Origin of the sequence: Cryobacterium psychrotolerans (assembly GCF_900101115.1) — a bacterium.
Classification (GTDB): Bacteria; Actinomycetota; Actinomycetes; order Actinomycetales; family Microbacteriaceae; genus Cryobacterium; species Cryobacterium psychrotolerans.
The window spans coordinates 21,259-44,393 of the sequence record NZ_FNFU01000006.1 but is presented as its reverse complement, the minus strand read 5'-3'; the positions used below and the strand labels follow the sequence as shown (position 1 = coordinate 44,393).

Sequence of the window (23,135 nt, the reverse complement as noted above, 5' to 3'; positions counted from 1 at the left end):
GTGTTTGTCGACACTATGCCCTGAACTGCGGGAGGCTGTCACCCTACAGGCACCCCCAAAGCGCGGGACAAACAGGCGACCGCGTCATTCGGGCGAGGGTCACATCGGCCGACTAAGCCTCGGCCTTTTTGTATCGATGGCAAGGTGCGAGACAAAGAGGACGCGGGCGATGAGGCTCCGGCGGAACCCCGTAGTCTTGACCTGTGAAACTGGGAACGCGCGCAACGAGCGTGACTATCGCTGGCCGTGGCAAGGATTCAGGCGCCCCTCGCTGGACGGATTGGCGCGCGGTTGCGCTCGCGATCGTCGCTTCCTTGGCGGCCGCCAGTCCAGAGATTGTCCTCCGCTGGGGAGCGGTGGCGTGTGTCGCGATTCTGGCAACGAGGCTGCTGTCGATGAAGGTGGACGCCACAAACTTGTTTGCCATCGCATTCACGCTCTGGTGCGTTATCTCCCAGACGTGGGCGCTCAATACTGAAGCGACCGGGCTCGCTATTCAGAACCACCTGGCTGTCCTCGCGATCTTCCTCGCGATTCGAACTTCGATCTTCACCCGTCGGGGACTTCTGCTGATCGCCTGGGGATACCTAGCGGGATGCCTTGTTGCAACCTATCAACTCTTCCGCCAGAACCCATCCGCAAGCGTCAGCTCGGAATTCTCGAATGCACGCTTGGGCATCGAGGGTCTCAATATCAACTACGTCGCCTACGCACTTGCTGTCGGCTTGGCCGTGATCATCCTTCTCTGGGCAGACTTGCGCGACAAGAGGGTTCGCGCCCTGCTCGCCGTTTCCGCCGTCCCGATTTGCATGGCCATCTGGTTCAGCGGAACACGTGGAGCCTTCCTTGCCGCAGCTTTGCTCGTCGTGTGGCTCGTCATATATCGGATGAGGCCTCCGCTAACGCTGGGCCTAGCTTGGGTCGCCGTCGGTATTACCGGCGGGGCAATTGCCACGGGGCTAGCGGATGCGGTCCTGAAAGTGGTAGACGCGGATTCGGCACGGAGTACCGGGGACTTGGCAGGCCGCCTCACCGTCTGGCCGGCCGCACGGGAGGTACTCGGAGACAATATTCTCACAGGCGTGGGTGCTGGTGGGTTCCGCACAGTGAGCGACCTGGGGATCGGCGCACACAACGTCATTCTTGAAATCGGCACCGGCACGGGACTCGTTGGCATAGTTCTCTTTCTAGGCGTGTACATCAGCGCACTGACGTCTGCCACCGCAGGCGCTCCCATTCGCCTTCGCTCGCTGCTGGTCGGCTCGATTCTTCTTGTGAGCGCGCCGATGTACCTCTCGGGCCACTGGGAGCTATCAGCCGCGGGGTGGATAGTCTTGGCCTTGTACTCCCGCATTTCAGTTTTACAGGGCCAGCCGTATTCAGCCGAGCCCGAGCGCCCAGGGGAGGAGCGGCGCGCAGCAGCGAGATCGCGCTTCTGATAACTTCGACAGGGGTCCGCGACTGAGGCCTGTCGATCGCACGACACTGCAGGACATGGGGAAATGGCAAGTAAAGACCGCAAAGTCGTCATTGTTGGACAAGGGTACGTCGGCCTCCCCGTCGCCATGCGAGCTGTCGAAGTCGGGTACACCGTCGTCGGCATCGACCTGGACGAGAAACGCGTCAACAGCCTACTGGAAGGCAAGTCTTACGTCGACGATATCTCGGATGCGCAACTCAGGACCGCGATCGATTCGGGCCGATACCTGGCCACGACGAGCTACGTCGACACTGCAGACTTCGGAATCGCCGTCATCACGGTGCCAACCCCCCTTCGCGAAAGCCTTCCCGACCTCACATTCATCGAGGAGTCCAGCAAGTCGCTTGCAGCCCACCTGTCGCTTGGCGCCACGGTGATCCTGGAGTCAACGACCTACCCCGGGACAACGGAGGAGCTTCTCGTCCCGCTTCTGGAGGAGCGGTCCGGGTTGATTGCGGGGACGGATTTCTACGTCGGCTACAGCCCCGAACGCATTGATCCGGGCAACAAGACGTGGGGATTTGTCGAGACCCCCAAAGTCGTCTCGGGCGTGAATGCGGCCTCACTTGCCCACGTACAGAGCTTTTACGACGACTTGGTCAACCAAACCGTAGCGGTCAGCTCGCCCAAGGAAGCTGAGCTCACGAAGCTCCTTGAAAACACGTTCCGGCACGTGAACATCGCGCTGGTGAATGAGTTGGCAATCTTCGGGCATCAGCTGGGCGTGAACGTCTGGGAGTCGATCGAGGCGGCAAGCACGAAGCCCTTCGGATACATGAAGTTCACCCCCGGGCCGGGCGTCGGCGGACACTGCCTCCCGGTCGATCCGAGCTACCTGTCCTGGCAGGTGCGACGCAAACTCGGCCAGAACTTCCGGTTCGTGGAACTTGCCAACGACGTCAACGACAACATGCCGCAGTACGTGGTGCAGCGAATGATGGAACTCCTGAACGAGGACGGTAAGGCGATGAAGGACTCACGGGTTCTTCTTGTCGGGTTGGCGTACAAGAAGAACACCGGAGACATCCGTGAGGCGCCTTCACTGCGCATCGCCGAGCTCATTCGAGGCTACGGGGCGATCGTGAGCGCGGTCGATGACCACGTGGAGAGTTACCGCTGGCCAGAGGGCATAACGAAGTCGGACCTCACGGCTGAGTCCGTGGCCCACGCGGATGTCGTACTCCTCATCACTGATCACGATGAATTCGATCTCGATGTTCTCGCCGCGAGCGATACCCCGGTGCTCGACACCAAGAACCGCGTGCGCTCTCCGAACGTGCGCACCCTCTAAGCAAGCCCTGACTGACCGAGCTCGACGTACAACTTTCAGGTCTAGGAGACACATGGAAATCCTCATTACCGGCGGTTGCGGCTTCATCGGAACCAACCTCGTTGACCGGATGCTGCAGCAGCCCGAGATCGATCGGGTTCGCACTCTCGATAACTACGTAACGGGCCTCCGCCGGGCGGTGCAGTCCTCACGTGTCCAGGAGATAGAAGGAGACCTCCGCAATTACGATGACGTGCTGCGTGCGAGTGACGGGGTCGATGCGATCGTTCATCTCGGCGCTCTGCCATCGGTGCCCCGGTCGATCAAGGATCCATTCTCCACGAATGCGGTCAATATCAACGGGACGTTGAACGTCCTCGAGGCTGCGCGGGCGAACAACGTCGGGCATGTCAGCGTCGCTTCCTCCTCATCGGTTTACGGCGCCAACCCGACACTGCCCAAGGTCGAGTCGCTGGCCACGCTGCCTCTCAGCCCCTACGCAGTGACTAAGCTCGCGACCGAGGCGTATACGAACGCCTACTCCACGACTTATGGGCTGGCCACTGTCGCCTTCCGCTTCTTCAACATTTTCGGCCCCCTTCAGCGCGCCGACCACGTGTATGCAGCGGTGATTCCCAAATTCCTGGCCGCCCTCAAGGAGGACGCCCCCCTCACGATCTTCGGAGATGGCGACCAATCTCGGGACTTCACCTCCATCCATGCCGTGACGGATGCCCTCACGAAATCGGCCCTGCGGACGGTGACAAACGGCACGCCCGTGAACCTCGCGTTTGGCGGCCGTACGTCACTGAATACTGTTGTCGATCTTCTTCAGGAGATGCACCCCAAGAAGATAAGTGTGGAGTACGTCGAGCGACGGGCGGGCGACGTGACTCATTCGCAAGCATCGTCGACTCTGCTCGAATCGTTACTCCCCGACGTCGAGCGACCTGAGTTTGTCGAAGCGCTCCGCGAAGTCTACGACTGGTACATGGGGCAATAAGCGCTTGCTAACACCTGCTAGTCAAGCCCGTGCGCGGAGAGTGTCTTGAGCGGGCCAACGGCTTCCTCCGTTGCAGATGGACCCGAGATCCACGGCAAGGCACGAACGAAGGCGCTCGCGCTTGGGATAGCGACTGGCCTGGGGTCTCGCCTACTGACGCTCGCCGCTCCGCTCCTGACGATTCCAGTCACTTTAAGATACCTGGGGGCGGACTTATTCGGCTTTTGGATGATCGTTACCTCGATCACGGCAATGGCGATGTTCGCAGATCTCGGATTAGGAAACGGGCTACTCACACGTCTCGCCGCGGCGGCGGCGACACGTGACTTCGCGAAGGCAAAGTCCCTAATTAGCACGGCCTACGTGGCGCTGGGCGGGATTGCCCTCCTCCTCTTGGCTATCATTTGGTTAGTGCTCCCGGCCCTCGACTGGACCCACTTCACGCGGGCGAGCAATGACCTCGATCCAGGCGCCATCGAACTTGTTGCCGGCCTCTGTCTGTCTGCATTTGCGATAACGATTCCACTTTCCCTCGTTCAGCGCGTGCAATACGCCTTCCAAGAGGCGTGGAAAAGTAACGTCTGGCAAGTCGCGGGCTCTGCTCTCACAGTCCTTACCGTTTATGCTGCTGCATTCCTTGGCTTGGGTTATGGGGCCATCATTGCCGCAGCGGTGTTCTCCAGTCCCGCAGTGATTCTGATAAACAATGTTATCTACTACGCGCTCGAACACCGGGAACTCACCCCCACATTCCGCGACGCTTCTTCCGGCACCGTGGCCTCCCTCCTGCGAGTTGGCCTTGCGTTCTTTTTTCTCTCTATTCTGACTTCTCTTTCACTTAACGTTGACAACCTCATCCTCGCGAACGTCAGCGACCTTGAAACAGTGAGCGAGTTTTCGGTGACTACGAAACTATTCTCGTTACTCGCACTCGCCATCACGCTCGTGGCGTTGCCGCTGTGGCCTGCAAATGGCGATGCTCTCGCCCGAGGGGATACCGACTGGGTCAGACGCGCGACCAAAACAATGATGCTCCTCTCCGTGGGTGCGGTAGGCATCGGCGGTGTGATTCTTGTGTTCGGACGGGATTTCATCACCTCCCTCTGGTTGGGCAACGGACACACTATCTCGCTGACTCTGGCTGTCAGTTTGGTGTTGTGGTCGATAGTGATGGCATTCGCGTCACCCTATTTCAGCGTGCAAAACAGCGCCGGACTCCTTCGCTATCAGTTCGTCGGCTGGACGCTCTTCGCGCTTCTGTCGGTACCACTCAAGTTCATGTCGTACTCGCTGTTCGGATTGCCTGGCATCCCCCTCGCGGGAGTAGTCGCTTACGTGACCTTCATCGTTCCGGCAGCGCTGCTCGGCTACAGAGCCACGATGCGACGGGCGGCGACAAGTGGAAGAGCATGAATCACCCTCCCCGCGCCGACCGTTACATGTCGCGTATGTCGGCCCGGTCGATTTTCCGTCAGCTTCAGCCGATGCGCAGCGCATGGCCGGGATCATTCACGCGCTGAATGGGGCCGGGGACCGAGTGAGCGTTGGATCCGCTGGACGCGGTCACGCCTTGACTCAAGACCACGATATCCCCGGCACGTCCGTCACCCGGCTGGCTGAGGTGCCAGATCCCAGTTGGCCGAAAGTCCAACGAATCTGGCGAGGCCTTACCTGGGGCGCGGCCACCCGCGCGTGGATTCAGGAAATGGACCCAGCCCCAGATGTCATCCTCACTTACGGCACATCACTCGGCTATCTGATGCGCCTGATTCCGCTGGCACGCCGCCGACGGATTCCACTCGTCATTGACGCTGTCGAGTGGTACCAGTCGTCGCATCTCCCGGGCGGGAGGCTCGGGCCCTTCGCCGCTGCGAATGCCGTGTCAATGCGCCTTGCCGCGTTTCGGGCAGACGGCGTGATTGTGATCAGCCGCTTCCTTGAACAGCATTTCAATCGAAACCGGCTTCCTACCCTGCGAGTTCCCCCTCTGTTCACGCTGCCAAGGGACGCGGACAGCCCCGCGTTGCGCGATCGCCCCATGCGGCTGTGCTACGTAGGCTCACCCGGGAGGAAGGACCAACAATCGCTTCGGAACCTCGTTCGCTTGCCGGGCGAACTCGCGCTGGACGCTACGCAGCTGAGTATCAAGATCGTCGGGTTAAGCAATAGCGCTGCGAAAACCCTACTTGGGGCAGATCTTGCTGATTCGATCGACAACGAATGCGTAGAGTTCCTGGGGCGCCTCCCATCAGGAGAGGCCCGCCGAATAATTGCAGGTAGTCACTTCTCAGTCCTGCAGAGACGGGAACAACGGTACGCTCAAGCCGGTTTCCCCTCAAAGGTCCCAGAGAGCTTGCTACTGGGCACTCCAGTCATGGCGAACATAACAAGTGACTTGGCGGACTTCTTGGTCGATAGGAGCAACGCAAGAGTGGTTCCTTCCGCGGAACTCCCCTCGCTAGTTCGAACTGTGTCTGAGGTACTGCGGGAGCCGTACAGCTTCGACCGCGGCTCTATTGCACGCGAAGCCAGCGAGAAGTTTTCACCTGAGCGATACGCCGGTTCCATTCATGACTTCCTGATCCGCTGTTTGGCACAGCGAGAAGCAAGTGGGCGAAGCTAATGCGCGGAGCAGGAAGCGAACCATCCTCGCCGAGTGAGAAACCTCACTTCCGTCCGAACATAAACGGCTTGCGAGCGCTTGCCATTGTGCCGGTGGTTGCTTTTCATACCGCGCTTCCTGGCTTCGAAGGGGGATTCACCGGCGTCGATGTTTTCTTCATCATTTCGGGTGATTTCGGCCAACCTTCTGCGTGAAGTCGACCGGCCCGGAAGACTTGACCTTCGTGCTTTCTGGGCAGCGCGACTTCGCCGCCTGACCCCCGCGCTCTCAGTATTGATTGTGGCTACTGTTTTAGCCGGGCTCGTCATTCTCTCGCCACTCGAGTGGAAGTCGCTGGCGCAGCAGGCTGGCGCATCTGTTCTATACCTGTCGAATGTTTTGTTCGCTGCACAGGCGTCCGATTACTTTGGCAACAGCATCGACCAACAGCCCCTGCTGCACAAAAAGCAGCACTTGTGTTAACGCCAACCGAAAATAGGGCCATTTCTGCCAACTGAAAATAGGGCCACTCTCGTGTGGTTCTAGTGTGCCGTAGTCGCGGCGGGTTGGTGTTGCTTGAGCCGGTAACTGTTGCCCTTGAGGCTGATCACGTCGGCATGGTGAACGATGCGGTCGATCATGGCGGAAGCGATGGTGAGGTCTCCGAACACGTCGCCCCAGCGGGCGAACGGCAGGTTGCTCGTCATGATCAGTGACGCGTGTTCGTAGCGGGATGACACGAGCTGGAAGAACAAGTTCGCGGCGTCCTGGTCAAAGGGGATGTAGCCGACCTCGTCGACGATCAGCAGACTGTAGCGGAGCAACCGGATCAGTTCGGCGGCGAGTTTCCCCCGCGAGTGGGCCTCTTGCAGACGACTCACCCAGCCGGTCGCGGTGTCGAAGAGGACCCGGTGGCCGGCTTTGGCGGCCTTGATCCCGATGCCGACGGCGAGGTGCGTTTTCCCGGTCCCGGGTGGGCCGAGCAGGACCACGTTCTTCGCTTCGGTGAGGAACACGCTCGTGCCCAGGTGCGCGACCAGGTTCCGATCCGCTGAGGGCTGGTGGTCGAAGTTGAAGTCCTCGAGCGTCTTATGGCCGGGGAACCGGGCGGCCTTGATCCGCAGCCCGGCGCCGGAGGCTTCGCGTTCGGAGACCTCCTTGGAGAGCACCGCGGCCAAGTACTCCTCGTGAGACCAGCCCGCGTCCCGGGCCTGTTCGCCCAGCCGCCGGAACGCTTCGCTGATCCGGGGAGCCCGCAGCGCGCGGGCGTAGTACTCGATCTGCGATGCCGCTTCCGGACCGATCACGACGCGACCGCCAACTCGGTCGGGGCGGTCTCAATGTCAACCCGGAACAGCTCGTCGTAACGGGCCAGCGACGCCGTCTCGACGACCGCCGTGACGGTGGGCCGGCGGGCGCGTTGGGCTTGGAACTGGGCGCGCAACTCGGCCGCGCGGGCAACGTGCGCGGGGTCGGTCACGGTCAGTTGACGAGCCCACTTCCGGCGATGTTCGGCGATGAGGACGCCGTCGTGGTGAACAGAGACGGTGTCCAGGCTCGCGCTGACGTCCACGACGCGGCCGATCATGGTCGGGTCGACGGAGTAGTCGTTGCTGAACGCGCGAACGTAGTAGTCCCGCGGCAACCGGACGCTGTTACGGAACACGACCTCCGGCGCCATCGGCGGCAAGCCCCGCATCGCGGCTCGATCGATGCTGATCAGGTCGTTGGGCCGGCCTCTGCGGGACCGGGAGAGCCGGTTGTTCGCGACCGGCAGCCAGGCGGCGAGCTGCTCGTTGAAGTCGTCGGGCGAGGTGAATGCCCGGCCTGACATGAAGCGGCTGCGGAAGAACTGGTTCATCCGCTCGACCATGCCCTTGGACTCGGGGTCCCGGGCTTTCAACAGCTTGATCTGGGTGCCGAGGGTGCCGGCGAACGCGGAGGCGGGCTCGGTCAGTTTGCCGCGCCCGATGCCCGACTCGTTGTCCCAGGTCAACCGGGTCGGAACCGCCCCAGCTTCCTGCACCAACGACCACATTCCGCCGAGCAGATCCGGCGTCGTCCGGGTCGGCAACATGCGCCCCTGAATGAACCCGGAAAACGTCGACGTCATCACCAACACCGGTGGCGTGTCGATCTGGTCATGGCCGAGCGGCAGGTCCTCGTGCGGGAACCACAGGTCGCACTGGACCTGGAACCCGGGCGGGTGCACGAGCCGGTCCGCGGGGTCCGGCACGACGTAGTCCGGTCGGAGCTCGGCGACCTTGGCCCGGAAGAGCGACGGAGACCCTGACCAGCCCACCCGCTCGGCCGCGGTCGCGGCCGGCATCGTCGGCGTCGCCGCGAGCAACCCCCGCACCTGGGCGGCGAACGCGTCGAAGCTCGACCCGGTCGGCTCCCGTTGATACGTCGGTGCCCGGTCCACGGCCAGCGCTCGATCCACCGTTCCCCGGGACACCCCGACCAGCCGGGCTATCTCCCGCTTCGAGTGCTTCCCCGTCGAATGCAGGTGGCGAATCTTTGCCCAATCATCCAATTTGATCACCTTCCATAATGGTTGGTGGCCCTATTTTCAGTTGGCGTTTCTGGCCCTGTTTTCAGTCGGCGTTAACACACTTGAGTCAATCGCTGCATTGCGCGGCGCGCGACTCACTTGGGGGACCCACCTGTTCAACACAATTGACAAGCTTTGCGATCGCCAGTTTTGCGCCGTGAAGATTGGATCGATTCCGGTATATGCAGACCCGGGTCATTTGTCTTTCGCGTGGACGCAATCACAGGAATCCAACGTGCGTGAATTTCTTCGGTCCGCAATGGCCGACACCCCACGGCTTTAGTCACGGCGAGCGAGTGACGCCACGCCGTCGCCGCCATATTCGCCGATCACCCATCGGTTCCTTAAGAAAGGCGCGCGCGAGAAAGACACTCGACTAGACCGACTCGCTAAGCGTCCGATCTGGCTGTCTTGGCGCGTTGAGGCTTTGAAGGAAGATTGCGATGCGCTTCCCTTGGGCATGTAGAGACTTCTCGCTCATCACAAAGCGCTGGCCGAGGACTGCGCGATCACTTGCGGCAGAGCGATCGGCTCGGACCGCGCAGATTGCAGCGCTGAGCGCTTCCGTGGAATCGTCCACAGTGAACTCTAGATACGAATAGTAACGGTCCGGAATACCCGACAGTCTGGTCGTTACCACAGGCACTCCAAGAGCGAGATACTCCAGCAGCTTCGACGGAAACGAGTATCTCACGAAGCCTTGGGATGCCGGTCTCGGGTTCACAAGCAGCGACGCTCCTCGAAGGAACGGCATGAGATCACTGTGTGGAACGACGCCGTGATGACAAATCCGCTCGTCCAGTCGGCTCTGTTCCAGAACCCACAAGTCCAAGGGTCCCCTGCCATATAGATCGAGACGCATGTTGGGGTCAGCGAAGCTTCGGAACGCGCTGACGAGGTTGCTGACGCCGTACTCGGCGCTGATTCCGCCAGCGTAGGCGACGCGAAACACGCTGGACGGAGTGCCGGAAGGCCTAGGGACCTTCGAAATTTCAGGATCTGCGAACCCCTCCATGACCAACTTGTTCACTCCGGGGGCGAAGTCATCAGCCAACGCAGAGGTGAGGGCGATTACCCCGTCAAAGCCGGAAGCGAGCTTCCTCACGATTCCTTGGTCGAAGCGCTTGAGTAGTCGAGTCAAACGGCCATCGACTGCCCTCACCAAACCCGGCGGATCGGTCATGACGAGGCAGATCTTCAGCCCGAGTGCCCGCCTCAACAGCCTGGCGAGGAGCAGGAAGGGGGTGTGAACTCCGTGGACAACCATGGTCCCAGCGTGCTGGCTCACGATGAACGGAATTCCTTGGACAGTACCTGCGCACAGTCGAGTCAGGTGTTTCAGTACGAGTAGATTGACGAAACCCAAGGTGACCCCGTTGACGCCATGTTCGGCAAAGCGCCGGGAACGGATGATGATCTCCGGATACTCGGGGTAGTTAGGCACAGGAAGCGCCGAAACCAGACTGACGCGCATGCCTGCCGACTGAATTCCTCTCACAAGGTTCCACGCAAACTTGTGTGTCTGCGTCGGCAATACTGCGCTCCGCTCCGCGATGGTTTCCAGGATGTCGTCGCGCACCGTGAAGCCGAGGAGCACGACATCGCTTCGCGAAGGATTGTCCATTGTGTGTGGTCAACTTTCCAGTATCAGATTATAGATCTCCGAGAGGCGGGTGGTCATGTGGCCTGTTGTGTATCTCGATTCGAAAACCGTCCGCGCCTCGACTCCAAGAGCTTCTCTCAGTGCGACGTCAACGAGAAGACGGCGAATCGCCTCCGCGAGGGCTCTCTCGTCGGAGGGCGGCACAAGGAGCCCTCCCCCCTGCGCGAGAACCTCTGTGTTACCTCCCACGCTCGTTACCACCACCGGTAGGCCAGCGGCCATGGCCTCGAGCAGGGCATTCGACATGTTTTCGTGCCAACTCGGCATCACAGCGATATCGGCCGCGGCTAGCAGCGCCGCCACGTCATGTCGGCGGCCCAGTAAGTGCACATGAAAGCGGGTCAACAATCGCGCCTGCCGCGATATTTCTGCGGAGTCGGGTCCATCCCCAACGACGACCAAGTGAACCTTCGCATCAGCGTCCAGCGGGCCGGACTCAATCGTCATGAGCGCTTGAAGCAAGTCCAAGTGGCCCTTGTCTCGCACGAGTCTCGCCACGATTATCAAGACGATGTCATCGTCTCCGATGGCTAAACTCCGTCGCGACGCCGCACGATCACTCGCTGAGGCTGTCACTGGGTCAACACCGTTTGGCACTACCCCGATGATCTTCTGTGCGACTGGCCGAAGAATCGGTTTCCTTAGTGCGTCCTCACAAACAGTTGATACGTGGGACGCCATCCGCAAGGTCAATGGTTCCAGTCCGCGAAAAACAATCTGCTGCCGTAGCCCCCCCGCGCCATACACCAAGTCGCCAACAGAGCCGTGAACGGAAACGAGTATCCGCGGCACACCCGCCATCCTCGCCGCAAGAACGCCGTGAAATCCCTCATTCCCCAAGCCACGAACGTGGGCGAGGTCGGGACGAAACTCGCGCATTTGGCGTGACATTTCGCGCACGAGCCCCAAGTTGATTCCCCCCGCGGGGCGTGGTTGGGCCACGTGTCGAAACTCAAACGTATTCGTCAGGTCAGAGTTCAGGATTCTGTTGAGTGCGCCAATCGGCCCACCCGAGCCCGGTGATCCGAACGAGTGTTGCACTATCCGCGGTCTAGTCATTGCGGGTGCGCCTAGGACATGCGAATGCCGGTTCGGGCATTGTGACTGTGCACCGTTGACCTCAGGAAGGCGAGTACCCGTCTTGACGTGTCTGCGATTGCATATTCCCCAGGCGGCGGTGTCGGACCGTCGATGCGGAATTCCTCCAGGGCGATACGGACCCCGTCAGAAATGGCGCGGGACGAAACGCCTACTGTGATGATTCCCCCCGCGTCGAGCGCCTCAGGCCGCTCAATGGAGTCACGAAGCGTGACTGCTGGGAAGCCGAGAATGGTTGATTCCTCGCTGATTGTCCCGCTGTCGGAGAGAACGAGCTTCGCTGACTGCTGCAACCGGACATAGTCGTTGAATCCAAACGGAGGGTGGAACGTCAGCCCGCCCTTCAACGCCTCCGGTTGAGCTGCAAGGCGGTTGCGCGTGCGGGGATGAGTCGAGACAAGTACGGGCAGAGAGTATTCGGCGGCGAGTTTGCTCAGCGCATCCAGCACAGATGTCAGACGATCCGGATTATCGACGTTCTCCTCGCGGTGCAGACTGACCAGGAAATACCCTCCGGCCGTGAGCCCTTGGCGGTCAAGCACGTCGCTCGCTGCGATCTCGGTCGCGTTGGCGTTGAGCACCTCCTTCATCGGCGATCCAGTGAGCAAGATCCTCGACGGATGAATGCCTTCAGCGAGAAGATTCCGTCGGGCGTGTTCGGTGTAGACAAGGTTGTAATCCGCGACATGATCGACCAGTCGGCGATTGACTTCTTCCGGAACGTTTTCATCGAAACAGCGGTTGCCCGCCTCCATGTGGAAGACGGGGATCTTCATTCTCCGAGCCATGAGGGCCGAGATGCAGCTGTTCGTGTCGCCAAGGACGACCATCGCGTCGGGCTTCTCTGCGGCCAAGACGGCCTCGACTTTCGTCAAGATTGAACCCAGTACGGCCCCCAGCGAAGTCGTATCGGCAGCGAGGAAATGGTCGGGACGACGCAACCCTAGGTCTTCAAAGAAAACCTCGTTGAGCTCGTAATCATAATTTTGGCCGGTGTGAACGAGCACGTGATCCGTGTGCTTGTCCAGCCTCTTGATCGTCGCTGCGAGGCGGATAATCTCGGGACGGGTACCCACCACAGTGAGCACTTTGAGTCTTTTGGTCATTTTCTTACGGTCTCCGCAATCGTGTCAGGACTTTCAGGGCTGAATATTTCATTTGACCAGAAGGACGTGTACAGCACGCCGGGTCCGGTGTTGATGATGTTGTGCGCCCACATCGTGGGCATGTCGACTGCAACGGGTTCGGCGCCTGTCACGTGGAATTCGTGGACTTCGTCAGTGAAAAGTCGACGCAGGGCAATTGTTGCCGTGCCGGCTAGTACCGTGAATCGCTCAATTTTGCGTCGGTGGTAGTGGTCGCCCCGACTGATGCCCGGGGCCGTCGTTGAGAATGAGGACTGACCGCACCCGCCGTGCGATCGCACAATCTCGAAGAACGAACCTCGGGAGTCTGCGTGCCGAGTCAGTCGAACGGGCGCCTGGCGGGGGAAGGTGTGGGAACGATAGGTATTGAAAAGGTCGCGGTCAAATCTGCTCGAGACGTCCGGAATCTCCCCATGAGCGTATAAGGACGCCATGCCTTCGAGCCTGCGAAGGAGGCCGGTCACAGTCTCGCGGACCTCGAGTGATCCGGCAACCTCGCTCGTCGCGTACCCGGTCAGCAAGTCCGCAGCATCCTGCGCGTGGAGCAGCGTCAGTTCGTTGTCTTGCTGCACGACGGGTCGATCCCCCTGCGCGAGCATGTGACAAAAGGTCGCGGTAACGGCGTTGTAGAACGGCCGGCCATGCTCGCCAAACAGGTTGGGGAGTTGGACATCCTCAAACTCAGCACCAGCCACCTCCGCAGCCTTGCGTACGATAGTCGCCGCGGCCGCTTTAGCGGCGCCGTAGACGCTGCCGTTTGTCGACTGGATCGAGTTGGCGAAAACGATGGTGGAAGGCGGCTTGCTCGCACCGGAAATCGTCTCCGCGACCTGCTGGGCGAACCGCACGTTACCTTCGCGCACCTCGTCGTCGGTCCCCCGATTCACACCTGCGATGTGTATCAGTCGGGTCGCCCCGTCGACCGCGTGAATGGCGCTCTCGCGATCGAACGCATCGCCAACCGAGAATGCGGCGAAGGTCGTCCCCTGCTCATGAAGAGCCGCACGGACGTGCCAGCCCAAGAAACCATTGGCACCCGTGAGGGCCACTTTATCCATCGCGGGCTAGCTCTCGCGCTCGGTCGGGAGCCCCGCAAGTGCGAGTTCGGTGCGCACTTCAGGAAGAGTGAGCAGCAAATCCTCGACATCGGATACGGACATCCGCTCGACGGTGTGCGAGTCATAGTCGGTGTATTCGCTCAGTGCGACATCGCCTTGTTCGACGTAAATGCTGTAGTTGAGGTCGCGGTTATCGGCCTGAATACGGAAGTAGTCGCCCATATCCTGTGACCTTGCGAGTTCTTCGCGGCTCGCCAGTGCCTCGGAGAGCTTCTCCGCATGCCGAGTCCCAATGACCTCCACGTGGGAAGGAGACCTAAACAGATTGATCGTCGCCTGTGCCAAGTCGCCGACGGTGCAGGCCTGCGCCTTGCGGATGAAGAGGTCACCCTGCTTAGCCTCGTGGAAGGCGAATTCGACCAGCTCCACGGAATCCGAAAGCGACATCATGAACCGCGTCATCTCAGGATTCGTAACGGTGAGATTCTTGCCGTCCTTGAGCTGACGGATGAACAGTGGAATTACGGAACCTCGTGAGTACATAACGTTTCCGTAGCGCACGCACGAGACTGTGGTTTCCGCATTTGGGTTGTTGAGGCCGTGCGACTGGGCCACCTTCTCCATGATCGCCTTGCTCATGCCCATCGCGTTGACCGGGTATACAGCCTTGTCCGTGCTCAGGCACACGACCGACTGCACCCCTGAGAACTCCGCAGCCCTGACCACGTTTTCGCTTCCGACGATGTTGGTGCGCACGGCCTCCATCGGGAAGAACTCACATGACGGGACCTGCTTGAGTGCGGCCGCATGGAAGACGAAATCGACATCTCGCGAGGCCCGCTCAACGCTTAGATAATCCCTGATGTCACCGACGTAGAACCGCACCCGAGGGTCAGCGATCTCGTGTCGCATGAGGTCCTGCTTCGCCTCATCCCGGCTCAGAATGCGAATCTCTTCGACATCACGCGTCAGGAGCTTTTCGGTCACGGTGTGGCCGAAAGATCCGGTCCCTCCGGTGATCAGAATTCGCTTGCCCTGGTAATCGTTTTGGTTATTCACTCATCGATCCTTTCAATGCTTCAACAATTGTGTGCGCGGCGACCTGCGCCGAAAGATTCAAGTTATAGAATTGGCGACCGCTCGCAGCCATGCGATTTCGATCCAGTACGGACAGGCCTGCCATTTCTTCAACCGCTGCGGCCAGGGCGTCGGCATCTCCGGGCTCGACATTGATGGCGGCGCCGGAGGCCTGCAACAGCTTGGCCCCATCTCCCGCTATGTGCCCGATGATCGGTACTTCCGATGCGAGCAGCGAAGCAATCTTGCTTGGAGTCGTGTGTCTCAGAAACTCTGAACCAGACAGGGACACTAATTGCGCGTCGGCCGAGGCCATCACGGAAGGAACGGAATGCTTTGAGATACGACCCGCGAATGTGACGTTGGTGAGCCCTCGTCCGCGCACGTCGCGCTCCAGCCTCGACCGCGCAATACCATCGCCCACGATCGAAAACCGGATATGCGTTAGAGACTTGAGTTTCTCAGCGGCGTCAAGGAGCGTTTCCAAGCCCTGGACATCCCCAATCGCGCCGACATACATCAGCGTGAACTGCCCTTGTGGGCCGTGCTGAGCGGCCCCATTCCGGAACTCAGAGACCGGACGGAACAGCGACTCATCCGTCGGATTCGGTACGTACACGATTTTCGATGGTGAGATTTCGGGATGCCGCGTGAGAATGAGGTCTCGAACACTCGGAGAGATGACGCCTACAACGGCAGAGCGTTTCTCCGTGACCCGGACGATTCGTCGCATGAGTGCTCCGGCCACGGCGCCAGCTTTGCCACCGGGGAACATGCCGCTCTCCATGAGTGAGTCAGGCCACAGGTCTTGAACGTGAAGGAAAATTGGTACGCGGCCGAGTTTCGTGTGCGTGAGCAGCGGCAAACTGACCGTGATGGGTGAGTTGTATACCCATACCGCGTCAACTCCTCGCAAGGCATCGCCGCCAAGAACAGTTGCCGAAGCGGCGAAACTTGCGTAATTCAGGATGCGGCCGGCTCTAGACGAGCTGTGGTTTGGATAGAGGGGCACACGCGTGAGCCTCATGTTGCCGTCCCGCGTGACGGCACGCATTCGCTGACGGTACCCGGGATAGAGATTCCCATCGGGATAGTTGGGGAAACCGGTCAAGACGCTCACGTCGTGCCCCGAACGCATGAATTCGCGGGCGAAAACACCCGGGAGCGCTGCCGGCCCGGGCTCAGGATCGAACCACTGAGAGAGAATGCCGAGCTTCAACTGGACCTCTCCGGCGCGCCAGCCAGGACATCCGCCACGTAGGAATTCTGTTCAAGGCCAACGGTGCGAGCCCACTGCGCATCCTGCTCCTGACCGAGCCACATCAATTCCACGCGACGCACGAGCCCGTTCACGGGAGGTAACACGTGTCCGATCGCATAGCCCAAGGTCACCAATGACCTGCAAACAGCTGCGGGGACTGCCACGGGCGGCCGGGTTCCCGCGCTCTCGAGCACTGACGAAGTCGTCATCCCTTCCCACGGCTGCAGTACGATGCCTGGTACGGTGCCCGGGTACGCGCCCACGCGCGCCACGAATTCGACAAGACCGCGCAACGAGCTGACGACCGTCGGCGCATCCCCCGGCCGCGCAACCGAAGCCAAGGGCGAGCGGGCGAGACGTCGAAGCTGCCTGGTCGTCGCGCGCCCTAGCCCTTGAACAGACGTAGCGCGAACAATAACCAGGTCCAAGGTTTGGATATCCGCTACTTTCGCCACGTAGGCCAGAAGTGCCGACTCGCCGAGCGCTTTGGACTGCGAGTACGGGGAGAAGGGGCTCGTGTCCACCGACTCGTCCAGCATCTGTCGCCGGCCCTGCACGGCGGCGGAACTCAGGTGCACGACCCGTGTTGCGTGCGCTTGCTCGGCGGCACGGAGGACCACAAGTGGGAGCAGAGCGTTCGCCCCTGAAAGGGAAGCGCTCGCTGCGGAACCGGGCAAAGCGAGCCCAGCCGCGTTTACAACTACGTCAGCTCCAGCGAGGGCGGTTGCCATCGAATTCACTGCCTCAGAGCTGAATTCAAGGCCTTCCAATACTTCGTCAGCCGTGGCTGCGGAGTCCAAGAACAGACGCGGCGCAATCACGTCGACCACGTCACAGCCCTGGGCTCGGAGTTCCTTCGCGAGAGCTTTCCCAATGAACCCACTCGCACCGACGACAGCCCACCTTCCCCGAGCCGAAATGGCCAGAGGACGGGTGGAAATCGCGGAGGGAAACGTTGCGGTTGGCGGAGTGAAGGACGGTGCTCCCCAACCCCGCAGTCGGGGCAGAGCCAAGTAGGCCGCCGACGATGCGGCGATGGCAAGAAACGCAAGCAAAGATCCGGACTCGGCAAGTGCGAGCAGGCCCAAAGCGGAGGTCACAAAGGTGGCGCAGGTAACGATCAGGGCAACGCTCAAATGAGAAAGGCCAGTATCGGTGAGTCTCTGGTACACGTGCGAACGATGCGCTCGCTGCCAATCATCACCGCGCAGTATGCGGCGGAGGAGCGTGGCACAGGTGTCGACCAGATAGATAGACAGCGGAGCCACCATTGCGACTAGTGGCGCCCCCTGGAGAACAGCCGCGATCACGATGACGGCAATAGTCCCACCGAGCAGATAGCTGCCCACATCCCCAAGGAAAACCCGATTGCGCATAAGGTTCCACGGTAAGAATGCAGCGAACGAGGCTGCGAGAACCAGGCCGGCCGGAAGGAGCCAACGAATGTCGGTCATGACGCTGATCGCGACAAATGCCAGACCGACCGCAACACCATGGAGACTGGAAATAGCGTTGATGCCGTCCATGAAATTTGCCACATTGGTGTAACCGGCGAAAGCGATTGCGCCGATCGGCACCCACCACCAATCCGAACCGGAAGCAGCAGCAAGCGCCGACGTCGCGAAAGCGCCAATGAGGAGTTGCGTGCCCGCCCTCACCGCGATCCTCACGCCCTTGAGGTCTTCGAGTACGCCGACGAAACTAACCGCGCCGCTCGTTAGAAGCACGATCAGGAGTTGCTGCTTCCCACCTTCCGGACCCAGGCCGACGAGTATCCCGACCCCGCCCAGAACGCCCAGCATCGGCGCTAGACCCACACCGCGCAATACGGGTGATGTGTGCGACGAACGGTGGTTCGGCACATCAATCACGCGCAGTCTTTGCAGGAATGGCTTAATTGCGTAGGGCGCGACAAGACTTATGCACAGCGCTGCAACTATGGCGACCCACTCAATAAATGTCATGCGGTAGCGGCTTCAGCGCATCGCTCTTTCCAGCGGGCCTTGTTGAGCCTCTCCGGCGAAATCGGGTCGATCGACGCGTGCGAGATCTTGGGGTGGATGGGGCGCTCGCCGGACTCGTTGTCGCCGATGAGTTCCTCGTGCAGCTTCTCCCCAGGGCGCAGGCCCGTGTACACGATCGCGATGTCCTTGCCGGACATGTCGATCATGCGACGGGCTACGTCGAGGATCTTCACCGGTTCACCCATGTCGAGGATGAGCACCTCGGCGGGGCGGCCGATGCCGCCAGCCTGCACGACGAGCTGGCAGGCCTCCGGGATGGTCATGAAGAACCGGGTGACGTCGGGGTGGGTGATCGTGAGCGGGCCGCCCGCCTCGATCAGCGAGGTGAACGTTGGCAGCATCGAGCCACGGCTGCCAATTACGTTACCGAAGCGCACCGAGAGGTAGGTCAGCCCGGTCTCCTGCGCGGCCCAGGCCGTGAGCTTCTCGGCGACCCGCTTGGAGTGGCCGAGCACGCTCGTGGGGTTTGCCGCCTTGTCGGTGGAGATGTTCACGAACGTCGTGACGCCGACCGCGCGAGCGGCGTCGAGCACGTTGAGCGTGCCGAGCACGTTTGTCTTCCACGCTTCGTCGGGGTACTGCTCGAGCATGGGCAGGTGCTTGAGGGCTGCCGCGTGGAACACGACCTCGGGCCTGCGTTCGCTGAAGATGGCCTCCAGGGCCTCAGCGTCGCGGATGTCGGCCAGCACGACGTCTTTGGTGTCGAGCAGGCCGTGGCCGAGGATCGAGATCTGCGCCGACTGCAGGCCCGTCTCGTCGCGGTCGAGCATCATCAGCTCGCTCGGGGCGAACTTCTTGATCTGCCGGCAGAGTTCGGAGCCGATCGAGCCCCCGGCCCCGGTGACGAGAACCCGCTTACCGGCGAGGTAGCCGGCGATCGAGGCGACCTCGGTGTCGACCGGGTGTCGGCCGATCAGGTCTGCGATCGAGAGATCGCGGAGATCTTTGAGGCGCGACTTGCCCTCGAGCACGTCTTCCAGGGGCGGGAGCACCTTGACCTGGAGCCCCGCGGCCTTCGCCGCGTCGTATATTTCGCGCAGCAGAGCGGCGTCCGCCTTGGCGATGGTCACCACCAGGGTCGTAGCTTCGGTCGTGCGGGCCGCGTCAGCTAGCGCGTCTCGTGAGCCGAGCACGCGCACTCCGTCAAGCCAGACGTTGCGCTTGCGCGTGTCGTCGTCGATCAGGCCGACCGGAAGGAAAGGAGACTTGCTGTCGGTCTTCATGCGTCGCACGATTTCAGCGCCCAGGTAGCCCGCCCCGTAGATGAGCGCGTTCTGAGTGCCGGCAACCGGCCCCAGAGAGCGCTCGACCAGCAGACGTTTGATCCAGCGCACGCCCCCCATGAGGATGAACGCGGCCGGCAGGGCGATCATGACCGTGCTTCGCGGGATCCCCACGGAATGGCCGAGGAGGAAGACCGGAATGCCGAGCACGAGCGTTGCAACAAGCACAGCGCCCAGCAGGGCACGAAGCTCGGCAAAGCTGCCGTATGGGTGCCGGCCCTGATAGAGGAAGAACATCCAGCCGGCGAAGAACTGGACCGCGAGCGCGGCTGCGCACAAGACCAAGAGCGGCACCCAGGACACGCGGGACAACACGAACTCGTAGCGCAGGATCTCGGCCACGACGAGGGCGACCGCCCAGGCCCCGGCATCGAAGGCGTACTGCGTGCCGAATCGGATGAGCGGTGCCGAGCCGTAGATGGCCTGCATCCGGCGAGTCGCAATATCACTTATTGCCATGAGGCACCCCCGTCATTTGATTTGCTCAGTGCGTTGCCGGCCCAGAGCCACACGACGCCGTCGGCACTCGATAGCGCGACTTCTCCCGGTTTGAACGCGGCGTCGCGACAGCCGGTGGGCGTAATGGCGCCGTCGAGGGCCTCCGGTGTGGAGAGAACCTGCACGCCCGCACAGTCCTTCTGGTCGGCCGCGGCCAGGATATAGCCGTCGCTCGTGGCGCTCAGGTTGACGGCGCCCGGAAGCGACGCTACCTTGCCCCAAGCCTCGCCGCCGTTGCTCGTCCGGGCGAACGCACCGTCGGCGCAGAGGACGCCGCCGTCGGCGTCACCGCGTGGCGCGAGCGCGATCACCAAGGAGCAGGGTGCCGCAAAAGTCCCGACCGGGCTGTGCACGGTGGCGCGATCGGCGGGGTCGACGTACCAGTTGCCGCTGAGTCGGTCCGGGAAGTCGGCCCACTCGGCACCGGCGACGAAGGTGCCCACGAGTTGTGGAGCGCATCCCTCGGCGGCGAGGGTCACCATCGACGCCTGCTTCGCGTTGATGGCGTTGATCGAGAGGATCGACGAGGCGCCGGTGTTGATGGAGGCGTTCGAGCCGGACCAGGTTGCACCGGAGTCGGTGGTGAGCTCGGGGCTCGCTTGTGCGGCGGGGCAGGGGCCGGTGCCGGCGCGCCAGGCGGTGGAGCCGTCGAGGGCCGCGAGCATGCGGGTGGGGGGCACGGTCTCGACAGGCTCGACCACCGGGGGCTGGGTCTCGACAGGCTCGACCGCCGGGGGCTGGGTCTCGAGGGGCTCGACCAACGGGTGAGATTTGGCTGCGGACTCGGTGGGCGCGGGGCCGGCAAGGGCGAAGTAGACCAGGGCGATGTCGAACAGAACAAAGGCGACGAGCCCGACGACAATCCAGGCGCGGCGAGCCCGGCTGTTGCGACCCCTCTTCCTGAACGGCGCCATGGTGTCGCCTAGTGACGCACGACCGTCGCGGCACGCTGGAACAGCGACACGACAGCATCGACGGCGGGCACCAGCTGCCGAGCGGACTCGGCGTAGGTGTCGTCGCTTCGGCGGTACGGGTCGACAACATCATCGTCATCGGCGGAAACGGGCGGGGCTGCGATCCCCCGCTGGGAGGCTGCGACCTCGACCAGCGTGGCGAATCTGCCCGAGATGTCATCGACGGGCAGCCCGGCAGCCTCGTCGAGGTCGAGGTCGGTGACGCCGCTGATCAGGCGAGCGAACTCGCGGATGGTGAAGGTGTAACGGATGGCGCGCGGCGCGAGCTCGGCGATTGCGCGGCGGTGCTCGCGGGACATGGCGAACACGAGGTTCGCGTCGGCGAGGTGCTGCGCGGACAGTTCCCGCGCAACATGGGCCACTGGGTCTGCGCCGAACTGGCGGGACAGCGCTGCGGCCTGGTCGGTCATTGGATGCCCGGTCATGCCGATCGTGCCGGCGCTGGCAAGCGACACCTGCGGCCAGGGCGCCAGCCCCGACCGCAACAGCTGTTCGGCCAGCGGCGAACGGCAGATGTTTCCGGAGCACACGGTGAGAATCGAGAAGGTCTGCATTAGGCGGTCTTCACCTTGCGCCGCAGTTTGCGCACTGCGCGGCTCTCGGCGGGCGCCTCGGGATTGTCCAGGGTCTCGTCGTGAACGGTTCCGTAGCTGTACTGCCCGTAGCCGTAGGAGTCGGGGCCCTTCGTGGGCAGCATGGTGATGACCACGCCGACCAGCCGGCTGCCGACCCGCTCGAGCGCCTTCACCGCGGCGGCGAGTTCGTTGCGCTTGGTGCGGCCGGAGGCGACCACCATCAGGGCGCCGCCACAAAGTTTGCTCAGCACCGCGGCATCCGTCACCAGGAGAAGCGGTGGTGCGTCGATGAGCACGATGTCGAACTGCTCGGTGAGCGATGCGAGCAGGCGGGCCATGGCCGCAGAGCCGAGCAGCTCGCTCGGGTTCGGTGGAACGCGGCCGCTGGGTAGCACGAACAGTTTGCCGCGGCCCCACTTCTGCAGCACGTCGGCGAGTTCGGCGCGGCCGATGAGCACGTCGGTGAGGCCCACGCCCCCCTCGATGCCCAGGTACTCGGCCAGGCGGGGCAGGCGCAGGTCGCCGTCGATGAGAGCGACACGGGCGCCGGTTTCGGCCAGGGCGATGGCCAGGTTGGCCGTGGTCGTGCTCTTGCCCTCACCGGGAACCGAGCTAGTGACGACAAAGCTGCGCGGGCCGCCCTCGACGTTCACGAACTGCAGGTTGGTGCGCAGGCTGCGGAACGACTCGGCGCGCGGGTTCTTCGGGTCGGCGTGCACGACCAGGGGACGCTTCTTCGCCTCCGGGTCGAAGGTAATGCCACCGAGCATCGGCGATTCGGTGACGAGTTCGATGTCGCGCAGGCTGTGAATGCGCGTGTCGAGCACGCTGCGCAGCACGGCGAAACCGATGCCGAGCGCCAGGCCGACGAGCAGTCCGAGCGCGATGTTCAGGGGCACGTTCGGGCTGGCCGGCTTCGTCGGCGCGATCGCGGGCTGGATCGTTTCGATCTTGACCGGGCTGACGGCGTCCTCGCCGTCGGGCTTCTCGAGCTTCTCAACGACGATCTTGCTGAAGTTCTGGCCCACGGAGTTCGCAATTTTGGCCGCGAGTTCCGGATCGCTGTTGGTCACCGAAATGTCGATGAGCACGGTGTTCAGCGGGGAGCTGGACGCGACCATCGAGGCGAGCTGGCCCGCGGTGAGATCGAGCTTGAGCTCGGCGATGACTTCGTCGAGCACGATGGCACTGTTGACGACGTCGACGTAGGAGGTAACGGCCTGGCGGGCGAAGCTCGTGCCCTGCACGAGGTCTCCGGTGGCGGCGCCGGCGGCGGACTGCACCGAGATGTAGAGCTGGGTGCTGGCGACGTACTTGGGCGTGGTGGCGATGGAGGATGCCGCCGCACCGGCGATTCCGAGGAGCATGCAGGCGAGGATCAGGATCCAACTCTTGTGGAATATCCTGACGTAGTCCTTCAATTCCACGCGACAGCCTCCAATGTAGTAACTCAAGGAAACTGCCGAACGTGGGAATTTCTGTTCTCCATACTTGCACACGCCTCGAGCTGTCTACCCCTTTTAGCGAGGTAGCGCTGTGCCTTCTTTGGGTGCCGATGGGAAGAGCGTGC

19 protein-coding genes are annotated in these 23,135 nt (G+C 61.9%); 6 read left to right on the top strand and 13 right to left on the bottom strand.

Translation table 11 applies throughout. The features are described 5' to 3' along the window. Positions 1-203 precede the first annotated feature (203 nt). The 6 genes from BLQ39_RS07055 to BLQ39_RS15575 all read left to right on the top strand — a co-directional run bounded on the left by BLQ39_RS07055 (position 204) and on the right by BLQ39_RS15575 (position 6,838). On the top strand, positions 204-1,439 hold the full coding sequence (locus BLQ39_RS07055; protein ID WP_134575333.1) for an O-antigen ligase family protein: 1,236 nt from the start codon (positions 204-206) through the stop codon (positions 1,437-1,439). A 63-nt stretch (positions 1,440-1,502) separates the two neighbouring features. Then, positions 1,503-2,771, top strand: coding sequence for a nucleotide sugar dehydrogenase (locus tag BLQ39_RS07050; protein WP_092322836.1), 1,269 nt, complete (start codon positions 1,503-1,505; stop codon positions 2,769-2,771). Between the two features lie 52 nt (positions 2,772-2,823). Then, positions 2,824-3,753, top strand: a complete 930-nt coding sequence (locus BLQ39_RS07045) for an NAD-dependent epimerase/dehydratase family protein (protein WP_092322834.1) — start codon at positions 2,824-2,826, stop codon at positions 3,751-3,753. Between the two features lie 45 nt (positions 3,754-3,798). After that, positions 3,799-5,166 carry a lipopolysaccharide biosynthesis protein gene (locus tag BLQ39_RS07040; protein WP_092322833.1) on the top strand — a complete coding sequence of 456 codons (1,368 nt, stop codon included), beginning with the start codon at positions 3,799-3,801 and terminating at the stop codon, positions 5,164-5,166. Between the two features lie 82 nt (positions 5,167-5,248). Further along, positions 5,249-6,376, top strand: coding sequence for a glycosyltransferase (locus BLQ39_RS16260; protein WP_092322831.1), 1,128 nt, complete (start codon positions 5,249-5,251; stop codon positions 6,374-6,376). A gap of 147 nt (positions 6,377-6,523) precedes the next feature. Continuing rightward, positions 6,524-6,838 (top strand): hypothetical protein, encoded by a 315-nt coding sequence (locus tag BLQ39_RS15575; protein ID WP_135109379.1) that lies wholly within the window; start codon positions 6,524-6,526, stop codon positions 6,836-6,838. A 59-nt stretch (positions 6,839-6,897) separates the two neighbouring features. Here the strand turns inward: BLQ39_RS15575 and istB are convergent, their stop codons facing one another. From istB to BLQ39_RS06965, 13 genes are all read right to left on the bottom strand, one after another. Then, positions 6,898-7,662: an IS21-like element helper ATPase IstB gene (gene istB, locus BLQ39_RS07025; RefSeq protein WP_092322828.1), complete on the bottom strand. Its 765-nt coding sequence runs from the start codon at positions 7,660-7,662 to the stop codon at positions 6,898-6,900. Beyond that, positions 7,659-8,900: a Mu transposase domain-containing protein gene (locus tag BLQ39_RS07020; protein ID WP_092322827.1), complete on the bottom strand. Its 1,242-nt coding sequence runs from the start codon at positions 8,898-8,900 to the stop codon at positions 7,659-7,661. Before BLQ39_RS07020 ends, istB begins: the two co-directional genes overlap by 4 nt. Positions 8,901-9,285: 385 nt before the next feature. Then, positions 9,286-10,533, bottom strand: a complete 1,248-nt coding sequence (locus BLQ39_RS07015) for a glycosyltransferase (protein WP_092322825.1) — start codon at positions 10,531-10,533, stop codon at positions 9,286-9,288. A gap of 9 nt (positions 10,534-10,542) precedes the next feature. Then, complete coding sequence (locus BLQ39_RS07010; protein ID WP_092322824.1) at positions 10,543-11,631, bottom strand: glycosyltransferase; 1,089 nt, start codon at positions 11,629-11,631, stop codon at positions 10,543-10,545. Between the two features lie 11 nt (positions 11,632-11,642). Continuing rightward, positions 11,643-12,776 (bottom strand): non-hydrolyzing UDP-N-acetylglucosamine 2-epimerase, encoded by a 1,134-nt coding sequence (gene wecB, locus BLQ39_RS07005; RefSeq protein WP_092322822.1) that lies wholly within the window; start codon positions 12,774-12,776, stop codon positions 11,643-11,645. Next, positions 12,773-13,873, bottom strand: a complete 1,101-nt coding sequence (locus BLQ39_RS07000; RefSeq protein WP_092322821.1) for a polysaccharide biosynthesis C-terminal domain-containing protein — start codon at positions 13,871-13,873, stop codon at positions 12,773-12,775. Before BLQ39_RS07000 ends, wecB begins: the two co-directional genes overlap by 4 nt. Positions 13,874-13,879: 6 nt before the next feature. Next, positions 13,880-14,932 carry a polysaccharide biosynthesis protein gene (locus BLQ39_RS06995; RefSeq protein WP_092322819.1) on the bottom strand — a complete coding sequence of 351 codons (1,053 nt, stop codon included), beginning with the start codon at positions 14,930-14,932 and terminating at the stop codon, positions 13,880-13,882. Then, positions 14,925-16,169 carry a glycosyltransferase family 4 protein gene (locus BLQ39_RS06990; RefSeq protein ID WP_092322818.1) on the bottom strand — a complete coding sequence of 415 codons (1,245 nt, stop codon included), beginning with the start codon at positions 16,167-16,169 and terminating at the stop codon, positions 14,925-14,927. Before BLQ39_RS06990 ends, BLQ39_RS06995 begins: the two co-directional genes overlap by 8 nt. Further along, a complete protein-coding gene (locus tag BLQ39_RS06985; protein ID WP_092322816.1) occupies positions 16,166-18,175 on the bottom strand; it encodes an NAD-dependent epimerase/dehydratase family protein in 2,010 nt (669 codons plus the stop codon). The genes BLQ39_RS06990 and BLQ39_RS06985 overlap by 4 nt, the downstream gene beginning before the upstream one ends. Then, positions 18,172-19,977 carry a polysaccharide biosynthesis protein gene (locus BLQ39_RS06980; RefSeq protein WP_241982923.1) on the bottom strand — a complete coding sequence of 602 codons (1,806 nt, stop codon included), beginning with the start codon at positions 19,975-19,977 and terminating at the stop codon, positions 18,172-18,174. The genes BLQ39_RS06985 and BLQ39_RS06980 overlap by 4 nt, the downstream gene beginning before the upstream one ends. Continuing rightward, positions 19,968-20,930 (bottom strand): hypothetical protein, encoded by a 963-nt coding sequence (locus BLQ39_RS06975; RefSeq protein WP_092322813.1) that lies wholly within the window; start codon positions 20,928-20,930, stop codon positions 19,968-19,970. Before BLQ39_RS06975 ends, BLQ39_RS06980 begins: the two co-directional genes overlap by 10 nt. 8 nt (positions 20,931-20,938) lie before the next feature. Continuing rightward, complete coding sequence (locus BLQ39_RS06970; RefSeq protein ID WP_092322811.1) at positions 20,939-21,544, bottom strand: arsenate reductase/protein-tyrosine-phosphatase family protein; 606 nt, start codon at positions 21,542-21,544, stop codon at positions 20,939-20,941. Continuing rightward, entirely contained in the window at positions 21,544-22,992 is a 1,449-nt protein-coding gene (locus BLQ39_RS06965; protein WP_092322809.1) for a tyrosine-protein kinase domain-containing protein, read from the bottom strand. The genes BLQ39_RS06970 and BLQ39_RS06965 overlap by 1 nt, the downstream gene beginning before the upstream one ends. Between the last annotated feature and the right edge of the window lie 143 nt (positions 22,993-23,135).